The following is a 12184-nucleotide window of genomic DNA, read 5'->3' as shown; positions in this document are numbered from 1 at the left end:
GGCAAGCTGGTGCCGGACATCCGCCGGACGGCCGAACTGGTCGAAGAAATCAGTGCTGCCGCCCGTGAACAGAACGTCGGTGTCGAACAGATCAACACCGCCATCCGCCAACTGGATCAGGTGACGCAGCAAAACGCCAGCGCCTCGGAAGAAATGTCGGCAACTTCCGAAGAACTGGCGGCGCAGGCGCAGCAACTGGAAAGCACCATGGCCTTCTTCGTGATTGAAAAGGCAGGCAGCGGGGCAGCGCGCGTCAGGCCCTTGGCGACACCAGCGAAAAAGGCGGCGGCAACGGCACCCCGGCGCACCCCGGCAGCAGCCAGCGGCAAGGGTGGTATCGTTCTTGATCTTGAAGACGATCTGGACACCCGTTATCAACGGTACTGACGGTGTGTTGGAAGCCATGATGCAATGACCGCGTGCAACGGGGTCAGCGGGCAGCATGGCTTCCTTCCCGTGTTATGACAGGAGCCGAACCACCATGTCACAGGAACGTTCCCTTTCCGCCGCGCCGATCGGGGTTGATCGGCAATATGTCACCATCGGGATTGCCAGCGAAACCATTGCCATTGCGGTGGCGCAGGTGCAGGAAGTCCTGGATGTTCAGCCGTTCATCCGCATTCCCAACATGCCGGCGGTGGTGCGGGGAATGATTGATGTGCGCAGGCGGGCCATTCCGGTGTTTGACCTGCGGCTGAAGTTTGGCCTGTCCGCGACCGAAGAGACTCCGCAGACGCGTATCGTGGTGCTGGACCTGATCCGGGACGGATCCCTGCGCCGGGTCGGAATTCTGGCCGACCGGGTGTTTGAAGTCACCGAACTGGACCAGACCAACGTAGACCCGCCGCCAGACATCGGCATGGCGTGGCAATCACAGGCGGTGGTCGGGCTGGGACGGCGGAACGGCGCGCTGGTGATCGTGCTGGATGTCAACAGCCTGTTCGATGCCGATGATCTGCCCCCGGCCCTGTCGGCGGCCCCCTCCCCGGCCCTGCTCCCCCAGTCAGGAGGCTAGCATGCAGCCCCAGGAGGCTTACCACGATACCACCAATGATCCGGCGATGGTGTTGCGCACGGTCGATTTCCGTCGTCTGGCGGATCTGATCGAACGGCGGGCGGGGATCAATCTGCCTCAGCACAAGATGGCGCTGGTCGCCCATCGCCTGCAACGGCGCCTGCGGGCATTAAAGATTGCCACCTTGCGCGACTATTGCGACTTCCTGCTCACCAACGAGCAGGCGGAAGCCGAAATGCCGCATTTCATCAACGCCCTGACCACCAACAAGACCGAATTTTTCCGCGAGCCCAGCCATTTCGACTTTCTGACCGAGGTGGCCTTGCCGGACCTGCACAGCCGACGGCATTACAACAGCGCACTGCCGCTGATGGCCTGGAGTGCGGCCTGCTCGACCGGCATGGAGGTCTATACGCTGGCCATGGTGCTGGCGGAATGGAACGAAACCCATGGCAACCTGCCGTTCATGATCCATGGCACCGACATTGATACCAATGTGCTGCAGGATGCCGCCCGTGCCGTTTATCACCACGAGGTGATCGAACCGGTCCCCACCGCCCTGCGTCACAAATACCTGCTGCGTCCGCGCACCAGCAGCGACGAAACGATCAGGATTGCGCCGGAATTGCGGGCGCGTACCCGCTGGGGGCATCTGAACCTTATGGAAGGCGGCAGTCCGTCCGACCGCCCCTTTGACATCGTGTTCTGTCGCAATGTATTGATTTATTTCAGCAAGGAAACGCAGCAGCTTGTTCTTGAGTCGATATGTAAGCACATTGTTCCGGGTGGGTACCTGTTTGTCAGTCACTCGGAAACGCTGAACGGGCTGTCATTGCCGGTAAAATCCGTCGCACCATCAACGTATGTTCGCCTATAGCCAGCAGGGAAATGCCATGTCGTCCACATCCCGTGCATCACGCCGGATCAGGGTTCTGGTCATTGATGATTCTGCTTCGGTGCGGGAAACGATGGCCAGCCTGCTGTCCGAAGACCCGGAAATCGAGGTGATCGGCACTGCTGGTGATCCCTATGCCGCCGCCCGCCGCATGCAGACGGACATTCCCGACGTCATCACGCTGGACCTGGAAATGCCCCGCATGGATGGCCTGACCTTCCTCGGAAGACTGATGGAACAGCATCCCCTGCCGGTGATCATCTGTTCCTCACTGGCCGAGGAAGGCAGTGACGTTGCCATGCAGGCCATCGAGGCGGGAGCCGTTGACGTCATTGCCAAGCCAAAGGTTGGCACCCGTCAGTTCCTGATGGAATCGGGTATTGCCATCCGCGATGCGGTCAAGGCCGCAGCCCAGACCGATGTCCAGCGGCTGAGGCGCCTGCGGCAAATGGTGCCGACGGAAAAACTGACCGCCGATGCGGTCTTGCCGCCTGCATCGGTGGCGGGGGGCGTCAAGGTGACCACCGACAAGGTGGTGTGCATCGGGGCCTCGACCGGGGGAACCGATGCCCTGCGGGTGCTGTTGACCGCCCTGCCCGCCGACTGCCCCGGCATTGTGATCGTCCAGCACATGCCGGAACATTTCACCCGTGCCTTTGCCAATCGCCTCGACGGCCTGTGCGCGATCAGGGTCAAGGAAGCCGAAAATGGTGATCCGGTGTTGCGCGGGCAGGCCCTGATTGCGCCGGGAAACCACCATACGCTGCTGCGACGCAACGGTGCCCGCTATTCGGTCGAGGTGCGCGACGGCCCACTGGTCAGCCGCCACCGGCCATCGGTGGACGTGCTGTTCCGTTCGGCCTCGCGCTGTGCCGGCAGCAATGCCCTTGGGGTGCTGCTGACCGGAATGGGCGATGACGGGGCACGCGGCATGCTGGAAATGTATCAGGCCGGTGCCCATACCATCGCCGAAGACGAAAAGTCCTGTATTGTTTACGGAATGCCAAAGGAAGCCGTAAAACTGGGGGCCGTTACCGAAAGCCTGTCGCTGTCGGCGATACCCGCCGCCATCATGCGTCTGTCTGCGGGGTCTTCCCGGCCTCACCATGGATGAAACCGATATGTCTGCCACCGCCCCGACCCTGTGCTCCCTGTCGCCTGAAAGCGGGTTGGAACACCACCTGCCATCTTCCTTTTTGCATCCCGGCGAAGTGTTCGCCTCGGCCACCCCGCATGTCATCACCACCATTCTGGGATCATGCGTGGCGATGTGCCTGTTTGACCCGCTGACCGGCATTGGCGGGATGAATCATTTTGCCATTCCGCGCTCCCCTGCCCATGATCCCCTGTCAACGCGCGCCGCAGCCGGAGCCCTCCATACCCTGCTGGCCCGTCTGGAGGCCCTGGGGGCCCGGCGCCGGACCCTGCAGGTGAAGCTGTTTGGTGGCAATTCCGTGTTGTCCCTGCCCGAACGCGACGATCCTGAACACCCCACGGCAGGGCCGCGCCCGCATGTCGGTCAGGCCAATGTGGCAATCGCCCGAACCCTGCTGGCAGAACACCGCTTGCCAGTGGTCCGCGAACTGGTGATGAATCCTCGTGGCATGATGCTGAAAATGGTGACGGCGACCGGTGATGTGTGGGTGCGTCCGGTTCAGACCGTTCGCCCGGCCCTCCCCCTGGCCGCTGTCCGATAAGGAGGTTCCATGAGCCTGTCCCCCGTCACCCGCTCCCTGACGACCAGCACGTTGCCGGACCTTGATGCCACCCTGGCCGCAATCATGGGGGATCTGCGCCAGCTGTACGGACCGTGCGAACAGGACTGCCTGTCCATCGGGCAAAGCCTGTCCGAAGCCCGCACCACGGTGCGCAGCCTGACGGCCACCGCTGGCGACCTGATTGGCATGTTCAATGCCGACTGGCTGTTATCAACCATTTCCCAGCTGGAACAGGACCTGCAATCGCTGAACCGGTTGCTGTCTGACCGCAGCGAACAGAATCTGGGCCTGCAACGGATCGACCAGGCCGCTGCCGACATCCAGCACGCCCTGACCGAACAGGTCAAGGTCATCTCGCACGTCAAGATGCTGTCGATCAACGCCCGGATCGAAGCGGCACTGGTGGCCGATCTGGGAATTGATTTCAGCGTTTTCACCCGCGAGATCGGCAGTCTGGTCGGGCGAGGCAGCGATACGGTGCAGAACATCCTGCGCACCCTGAACGATCTGCGCGCCCTGCTGGCCCGCTCGATTGCCCTGCAGACAGAATTTCATGGGCAACACCGCTCCCAGCTTGATGCCATCAGCCACCGTCTGAGCGAGGCTGTTCGGGCCCTGCGCGACCGTCAGGAAGGTGCCCGCCACACCATCGAATCCCTGTCGTGGGTTCTCCGTCAGGCCGACGAAGCCATCGGGCTGGTGGTCGCAGGCCTGCAGGTCGGTGACATCATCCGGCAACGACTGGAACATATCGAACAGGCCGTTGAGACCGTTGACCGCATCATGAAGGGCGAACAGACCGACCTGCCGCTGTCCGCCGCCCAGATTGGCCGGTTGTGCCATCTGGTCAGCAGGCTGCAAACCCATCAGGTTCAGGCCATCCGTCAAGAGCTGGACAGCCGGGTGGGCGATATCGAGCACAATTTGCGCCGTCTCGCCGCCCTGATGAACGGGGTCCAGGAACAGGTGCGGTTCCTGCACGGGGCCGATCAACAGGACAATGGCGGCTTTCTGCTTGAAATGGAACGGGATCTGCAACAGACCGAAACCATTCTCGAACATTACCGACGGGCCCGGCAGGAAACCGATGAAAGCCTGTTGCGGGTGCGCAGCATGGCCGATGCGATGGCGCAGACCCTGCGAGCCATCCATGACATTGATGCCGAGATGCACCTGATCGGCCTCAATGCCTCGCTGAAATGCGGCAGCATTGGCAGCCGGGGGCGGTCGTTGAATGTGGTGGCAGGCGAGTTGCAGGGCAGTGCCCGCCAGACCCGGATCACCGCCACCCGCATTTCCGACTGTCTGGGGGTGATCAGCCACGAGACGATGGTCCTTGAAAGCCACGAGAAAAGCGGTGATGGCGTCCTGATTGGTCATCTCGACAAGCTCCTCACCAAATCCATCGATTCCCTTGATGAAGTCGGCAGCAAGTCGGCGCGCGACCTGAGCATGATCCAGCAACAGGCCCACGACCTGGGCCTGTTCATCGACCAGACCCTCGACACATTTACGTTACGGTCACGCTTGCAGACAACCCTGCAAAAGGTGCTGCTCAATTTGCAGGCCGTGGACCGGAAAACGGTGCATTACCCCAGTGACGGCGACCCGCAGAATGAACAGCAGACCCTGCTGTCCTTCCTGCGCGACCATTACACCATGCTCAGCGAGCGGGGGGTACATGCGGCCCTGCTGGGAGAAGTGCTGGACGGTACTCCGGCACAGCCAGCACCCGCCGCACCGCCGTCGCCATCCGGCAATCCTGCCGATGTCGATATCTCGGATTTTCTTTTCTAAAGCAGTGAGCGCAAAACTGGTGCCGGTTTTGCGTTCATTGTTCCAGGCCCCCGCCCGCCAGCAAAATCCACCCTGCAACAGCCAGATATGAGCCATAGGGCAACAGGCTGTCTGCTGTGCGTCTGTCCCCCCGGAGAAAACGGCACCCCAGTGAACAGGCCACCGCCATCACGGCAGCGGCAAGGGCGAGCGGCAACAGGGCCTGCCAGCCGAGCCACGCCCCAAGTGCGGCAAAGAGCTTCAGGTCACCATCGCCCATGCCAGTCACCTTGAAAACCAGCCGGTATGCGCGTGATACGATCCAGAGACTGCCATATCCGACAACAGCCCCGGTCATGGCATCCTGCAACGGGATCAACACCCCCAGCGCATTCACCAGCAGCCCCAGGGCCAGCAACGGATAAACGATAACGTCCGGCAACAGGTGGTGATTCCAGTCAATGATCGCCAGCGTCATCAGCGCCACCGTTGCCACCATCACTGCGGGCAGCGCGCCACTCACCCCCAGCCGCAGGCCCAGAGCACCAAATGCCAGAGCGCACACCAAAGCCGTCAGGCCATGGAACAGACGGGGCGGCACTGCGACCGCCGGGTCGGATGCATCATCGTCCCGCCATGCAGACTCCATGGCTGCGGGCAGCCAGAGGCTGACCCGTGCGACACCCCAACCAGCCAATCCCCCCCCGGCAAGGCAGGCGAGGAGCAGGAACAGCGGCGACATCAGGCCGGCCAGACCGCTCACAGCGACAGTTCCCGCGCCAGCACGGCCAGGGCCGAGCGCCAGAGTTGGGCCAGCAGACTGCTGGATCGGGCATCAATGCTGACGGTACCGCGCAGCGTGCGTTCCGGTGCATCACCGTCCGCCGTCAGCAGAACGCGGTACATCGCCTGTGTCGGCACCAGCGTGTGATCGCGTTCGGCATGGGCGGCGATGTCGCCCTGATACGGCGACGCCAGTTCCGGTACCGCATCCAGAGTGCGGGAGGCGGTACGGGCGATATCTTCGACCCGCAGTTCCCGGCGCGGATGGCTGGGGTCCTCGGGGATGAACCAGGCGATGGCGCCGGGCATCAGCCGCTCCAGATCGTGTTCAGAGACAAAGGCCTCGACCTTCCCCCCGTCAGGCCCGATCACCGTCGCCAGCCATTCGCCCTGCGGCAACCATTCGCCCGGACGCAGCGGAGTGGCGATATCGGCCACCCTGCCCTGAAAGGCTGCGGAAACCTCCAGTTGCTGCCTCTGCCCAGCCAGAGCCACCCGGCGGCGCAGGGCGGCCTCCAGCTCCTGCCCCGCCACCTGCTGACGGGCATTCTCCCGCTCGTCACGGTGCTGATAGCGGCTTTGATCGCGCAGGATGGCGATCTCCCGATCCAGTTGGGCCAGAGCGTGCTCCTGATCGGGTGCCCACAGCCGGAACAGCACCTGCCCCTCTGCGACCGTCTGTCCCGGCGTGACGGCGACCTCGCGCAGCTGCCCTCCGACCGGCATCACCAGAATGGCCTGCTGCCCGGCGCGCAGCAGGGCGGGGGCCTCGACACGGTCGCGCCAGGGCACGATCACAAAGGCTGTAAACAACAACAGGCAGGTGCCGGTGATCAACGTATGGCGGTTCATGCGCAGTTCCCGTCGGCGGTGCCACCAGTCGCGGACCTCGCGCTGGATCGGCAACAGGATGAAACAGACAATTTCGACAGAAAAAAGAACCAGCCCCAACATCTTGAAGGCAAAGTGGTAGACCAGCAGGGCGATACCGAGAAACAGGAAGAAACGGTAAATCCACGTCGCATAGGCGTAGACCAGCAACGTGAGGCGCAGCCACGGCTCGAAATGCTCCGGCGGAGGATCGTCAACCCCGAACAGGGCGGTGCGCAAACGCCACCGCGCCAAGGCAAAGGCGCGCTGTTGCAGATTGGGGACATCCAACAGGTCGGACAGCAGGAAATAGCCGTCAAAGCGCATCAGGGGGCTAAGGTTCACCGCCAGCGTCAAAATCCATGTGGTGGTGGCCAGAGTAAAGGCGGCACTGCGCAGCATGCCATCCGGCAGAAAGCTCCACGCCAGCGTCGCCCAGGCGGCGACCACCAGTTCGGTCATCATGCCCGCCGCACCGATGACCAGCCGCTGATGCCGTTGTGTCAGTCGCCACGCGGCGGTGGTGTCGGTGTACAGGACTGGCCACAGCACCAGCAGGGCCACCCCCATGGTCGGCACCCGGCAGCCGTAGTGCTTACAGGCATAGGCATGACCAAGCTCATGCAGAACCTTGACCATGATCAATGTAACCCCGGCCGCCGCCGCACCTTCCAGTGTGAAGAAATACAGGAAGGTATGCAGGAAACTGTCCCACTGGCGGACCGCCATCGCCAGCCCTGCCAGCCCGGCAATCAGGGTTGCCATCAGGAACAACCGGCTGGTCAGGGGGCGGACCCAGCCCATGGTCCGGTCCAGAAAGCGATCAGGGCGAACCAGCGGAATACGCAGAAAAAGATAGTTGTGCAACAGCCAGCGCAGCCAGCCAATCTGCTGCGATGCCGCAATCCTGATCAGTCGATCCGTGTCAGCCCCGCCGCCGGTTTCGATCAGTTGACGGCCTTTCAGAAAATCGACAAAGGCCAGAACATCGCTTTCCGTCATTTGCAGGGTTGTCTGGCCGGAAATTTTTTCCGCCATGGAAGCCGCGTTCCCGTCCCCCCAGCGCGACAGGATTTCCGCCTCGGCCCAGCCAAGGCGGAAATAGTGCCCCCGTAGCGGATCTTCGATGGTCAGGGTCGGTGATCCGTCTCGCAGCCGGGGCCCCTGATGCAGACGCAGGTCCCGGCGCAGGCGGGGCAAGCTGGTATCCGTGCTCATGGTCCCTACCAGCCCAAATGGATGCGCAGGGCGGTCAGCGGGCGCCGCAGGACGTAGAGCAGCAAAACCGTCCGCTCGCCATACAGCTTGGCGGTACCCTTCAGCCCCACCCGTATCCGCGAATCGCCATCGACGAACAGGCCGCTGACACGATAGGCCATGATGCCGTCCGCGGTCGGGCTGGCACGATATCCGATCCGGTCCAGTGTTGCCCCAAGCGGCGAGGCCGGGGCATTGTTCAGGAACAGCCGGATTTCGGCACCAGGGGGCAGATCAATGGCGTCGGCGACCGGCAAATGGATTTCCAGTTCACCCTCGCCGGGCTCGGCAATCTGCATGATCCGCTCGCCCAGCGCGACGGGGCGGCCAATCCATTCGCTGGGGTCGTCATAGATGGCCACGCCGGACCGTGGTGCGGTGATCGTCATCCGCGACAGGTTGTCTTCGATGAACGCCACATCCGCGCGCGCCTGCTCAATTCTGCCCCTCAGCGTGGCCAGCCCGGCCTTGCTGCGGTCGTCGAACAAGGCTTGCTGTTGGGCCTGCCGGTATTCGGCATCGGCGACGGTTAATTCCTGCAAAGCCGATTGCCGCCGGCTTTCCCATTCCCGAGTGTCCAGCCTGACCACCGGCTCCCCGGTCACGACCGGCTGATTCGGGCGGACCAGTATCTGTTCGACAACCGCCTGAACCGGGGCACGCAGCACGGCAGGATCACGGGCGACGATTTCAGCCGGGGCCAGCACCGACTGACGCACCGGGAACAGGCATGCCAGCACGGCAGCGGCCCCCGCCCCGATCCAGAGACGGCGTGAGCGCGGGTTGATCCGTGGGCGACTGCGGGTGCGACGATGCAAGGCGGCCCAGGCGTGGCCGTACCCATCCAGCAAAAGCGTCAGGAGAGACAGGTCGGCGGGGGTGAACGGCAGATCGCGGTCCAGCAGCAACGCCCCCGCCAACCGCCTGTCCGGGTGGCGGATGGGCAGCCAGAAAAGCCGCCCATTGACGTGCTCGGCCCAGTCCTGAGCATCGCTGGCAACCATGTCTGCGGCGTTCAGTTCCTGCACGCGGGCCGCATCCTCCCTGCCCTGCCAGTGCTGGCACCGAGCTGTCAGCCACCCGACCAGCGGGGACTGCGGTTCCAGCGCCACCAACCCGGAACAGGCTTGCAGGGTCCGTCTTTCGGCATCCCAGAACAGTGCTCGCCGGTAATCCAGCAGGCCCCGGGTGTCGTTGACCATCACAAAGGCCAGCGCCTGAGGGGTTTCCGCACTGCGGGCGCGCTGCTCCAACTGCACCAGAACAGCCAGTCGCCCGGCAGCCCCATCGGTGGACGGCAGGGACATCATCGTCATTTCGCCGGAGGCTCCAGATGGGCGGCACCGCTCATCCCCGGCAACAGGCCAGCGGTGTTTCCGGTCAACTGCCCAAAGACCTTCACCGACTGGTTCAGCGGGTCAATCACCGATCCAATGCGGGTGACGCGGGCGGGATAATCGCCCCCCGTTTCATCAAGCCGCACGGTGAAGGTCAGGTTGGATTTCACCCACGACAGCCAGCGGGATGGAACGATCAGCTCCAGTTCATAGGCACTGTCGTCATAAATGCTCAGCAGCTCCTTGCCTTCCGGCACGTATTCCCAGCGTTGAACCTTGCGGGCAGAGACCCGACCGGAAAAAGGCGCAGTCAAGGTGCAATTCCGCAGCATCGCCTGCGTCACCCCGATTTCGGCGCGAGCGACCCCTTGCGCGGATTGCGCCTGAGCGACATCGGTCAGGCTGATGGAGTTCAGCTTTTCCAGCCTTTGCGCCACTTCCAGCTTTTTGCGCGCCCCGCTTTCGGCTGCATTGGCCCGATTGAGTTGTGCCTGATACACTGAACAGTCAAACCCGACCAGCCGGTCGCCCTCGGAAAAGCGGTCGCCCTCCCGCACCGCCAGCTCGGTGATCCTGCCCGCCATGCTGCTGGACAACACCGCCTGCCGGATCGGGCTGAGCTGGACCCGGATTTCAACATCAGAAGCTTGTTCCGCTGCATGGGCCGGGGCGAAAAGGACAGCAGCAAGGATCAGGGTCAAGGCCCCGATCCTGTGCATCCCCCGCACGACCTTACTGGACATGGGGACCATCCAGACTGATCAACTCTGCGCCTTCCAGCGACCCCAGATGGGACCACATGTCCAGCCGCAGGAGGTAGGCCGGAGGAACAGGAGGCGTGGCTGCCACCTCGACAGAAGCCGGAGCGGCGGCAGGCTGCTCGACAGGAGCCGGAGGGGTGGGCGGAGGAGACGCGAGGGTAACCGGCTGCACGGCAGGGGCGCTGCTGGCCACCGCAACAGGCGCAGGCGGCAATTGCGGCGGAGCAACCTCGCCCCGGGCCAGAGCCGCGCGGTTGGCAGCGATGGCCCCGCTCAGGTCCGCAATGCTGTAACCCTTGACCTGTTCCGGCAAGGGGTCCAGACCGGCGGCCTGATAAATGGCGCCATAGGCACCTTGCATCTCGGCAAAGCTGCGATCGCGGGTGCGGGTTGCCAGCACCGTTTCGGTGCGGGTGCGGATTCGCTCAAGCAGGCTTTGCGCATTGCTGGCATAGGCGCTCTCGCTGTGCCCCAACAGGCCCCGCTGAAGCTGTTCCAGCTCGTTGGAGCGGTCAAAGATGCGCTCCGCCCGGTGATAGCGCTGCCACGACAGGTTGACCTGGGTCAGCACCGCCATGCGCACCGCCTGCCGGCGCAATTCGGCCAACTGTTCACGGGTCTCGCCAGCCTCCTCAATGCGGGAATAGGACAGGACGTTGAACAGGTTCCAGCTGACCTGCAAACCGGCATCAGCCCAACTGCTGTTCACCAGATAGCTGTTGCTGTCGTAATTCACCCCGGTAAACAGGTTGGCCCCCGGCAACAGTTTGAGCAGCGCCATGCGGGTTTCCAGAACGGCGTTGCGCGCCTGATAGGTTTCCTCGCGGATTTCCGGCCGCTTGACCATCGCGGTTGCTTCCAGTTCGTCGAGGCCATAGGCCAGCGCCGGACGGGCAAACGAGCTTTCGGTCAGCGGCTCAAGAGTGTAGTCGGTGGCCGGAGGAATGTTCATCAGCGCCGCCAGCCGCGCTTTGGCGTCCGCCAGTTCACCGTCCAGAGCTTCGAGTTGGCGGACCATTTCCAGCAGGCTTTTCTGATAGCGCAGGGAGTCAGCCGGGGTCATCAGCCGTTCGCGCTCGGTCTGGCGGGCGCGGTCCAGCGCCATGTTCGCTTCGTCCATCGCCTGCCGGACCTCGGGCTGCAACCGCTCGGCGGTGGCGGCCTCCCAATAGGCCACCCGGACCTGCTGGATGATGTCGGCAATCACCCGGCGGCGGCGCTCTTCGGCGGCCAGCGCCTTGTTGGCCTGCGCCTTGGCGCCGAAATAGTTGACGCCGAAATCCAGCACGTTCCACGACAGTTGCAGACCGGCCGTCTCGCCGTTTTTGTCCTGACTGGTGGATGGTTCCAGCGACTGGCTACGGCTCTCGATCGATTCACTGGAGGATGCGGCTTCGTTGCTGCGGGTTTTCCAGCCCGCCTGCGCTGCCAGTTTGGGCAGCATGTCCAGACTGCGCACGTCCAGCATCTGGTCTTCCAGGGCCTTTTCCATCAGCCCCATACGCTGTTGCAGATTGTATTTCACCGCCCGCGCCATTGCTTCGTCGATGCTGATCGGGCCGGTCACCGGCTCCTGATCGGCAAACATCTTCAGGCGGTCGCTGGCGGTCTGCGCCATCTGCTCGTCAAGGGTGACCGGTTCCGGTGTCACCGAACAGGCGGTCAGGCCAAAGGCGCTCAGGCCGACGACCAGACACAGGGCGGTGGAAGGACGGTATGGCGAAAAATGACGGGTGCGGGTCATGGTGTTTCTGTATTCCCCTTTGAAATGA

Annotated in this window: 10 protein-coding genes and 1 pseudogene; 6 read left to right on the top strand and 5 right to left on the bottom strand. The window is 63.2% G+C overall.

The annotated features are described in order from the left end of the window. The 6 genes and pseudogenes from BW995_RS21200 to BW995_RS20010 all read left to right on the top strand — a co-directional run. Positions 1 to 387 (top strand): annotated as a pseudogene (locus BW995_RS21200) (HAMP domain-containing methyl-accepting chemotaxis protein); the annotation flags it as partial. 94 nt (positions 388 to 481) lie between these two features. Next, positions 482 to 1015 carry a chemotaxis protein CheW gene (locus BW995_RS20030; RefSeq protein WP_076402211.1) on the top strand — a complete coding sequence of 178 codons (534 nt, stop codon included), beginning with the start codon at positions 482 to 484 and terminating at the stop codon, positions 1013 to 1015. Between the two features lies 1 nt (position 1016). After that, positions 1017 to 1892 (top strand): CheR family methyltransferase, encoded by an 876-nt coding sequence (locus tag BW995_RS20025; protein WP_175617140.1) that lies wholly within the window; start codon positions 1017 to 1019, stop codon positions 1890 to 1892. 16 nt (positions 1893 to 1908) lie between these two features. Then, entirely contained in the window at positions 1909 to 3024 is a 1116-nt protein-coding gene (locus BW995_RS20020) for a protein-glutamate methylesterase/protein-glutamine glutaminase (RefSeq protein ID WP_076402210.1), read from the top strand. Between the two features lie 7 nt (positions 3025 to 3031). Then, positions 3032 to 3607: a chemotaxis protein CheD gene (locus BW995_RS20015; protein ID WP_175617139.1), complete on the top strand. Its 576-nt coding sequence runs from the start codon at positions 3032 to 3034 to the stop codon at positions 3605 to 3607. A 9-nt stretch (positions 3608 to 3616) separates the two neighbouring features. Continuing rightward, positions 3617 to 5425, top strand: coding sequence for a coiled-coil domain-containing protein (locus BW995_RS20010; RefSeq protein WP_076402208.1), 1809 nt, complete (start codon positions 3617 to 3619; stop codon positions 5423 to 5425). Positions 5426 to 5459: 34 nt separating this feature from the next. Here BW995_RS20010 and BW995_RS20005 read toward each other — a convergent pair whose 3' ends face one another. From BW995_RS20005 to BW995_RS19985, 5 genes are read right to left on the bottom strand one after another with little or no spacing between them, the layout of a single operon-like run. Continuing rightward, complete coding sequence (locus BW995_RS20005; RefSeq protein ID WP_076402207.1) at positions 5460 to 6167, bottom strand: prepilin peptidase; 708 nt, start codon at positions 6165 to 6167, stop codon at positions 5460 to 5462. Continuing rightward, positions 6164 to 8275, bottom strand: a complete 2112-nt coding sequence (locus BW995_RS20000) for an HlyD family efflux transporter periplasmic adaptor subunit (RefSeq protein WP_076402206.1) — start codon at positions 8273 to 8275, stop codon at positions 6164 to 6166. The genes BW995_RS20005 and BW995_RS20000 overlap by 4 nt, the downstream gene beginning before the upstream one ends. A gap of 5 nt (positions 8276 to 8280) precedes the next feature. Further along, positions 8281 to 9630, bottom strand: a complete 1350-nt coding sequence (locus BW995_RS19995; protein WP_084195034.1) for an efflux RND transporter periplasmic adaptor subunit — start codon at positions 9628 to 9630, stop codon at positions 8281 to 8283. Then, complete coding sequence (locus BW995_RS19990) at positions 9627 to 10394, bottom strand: efflux RND transporter periplasmic adaptor subunit (protein WP_217696152.1); 768 nt, start codon at positions 10392 to 10394, stop codon at positions 9627 to 9629. Before BW995_RS19990 ends, BW995_RS19995 begins: the two co-directional genes overlap by 4 nt. Next, positions 10384 to 12156 (bottom strand): TolC family protein, encoded by a 1773-nt coding sequence (locus tag BW995_RS19985; RefSeq protein WP_076402205.1) that lies wholly within the window; start codon positions 12154 to 12156, stop codon positions 10384 to 10386. The genes BW995_RS19990 and BW995_RS19985 overlap by 11 nt, the downstream gene beginning before the upstream one ends. Positions 12157 to 12184 lie beyond the last annotated feature (28 nt).

It is taken from the genome of Insolitispirillum peregrinum, from assembly GCF_900156605.1.
In the GTDB taxonomy this organism is placed as follows: domain Bacteria; phylum Pseudomonadota; class Alphaproteobacteria; order Rhodospirillales; family Rhodospirillaceae; genus Insolitispirillum; species Insolitispirillum peregrinum.
This window is presented reverse-complemented; position numbering and strand designations above follow the sequence as displayed.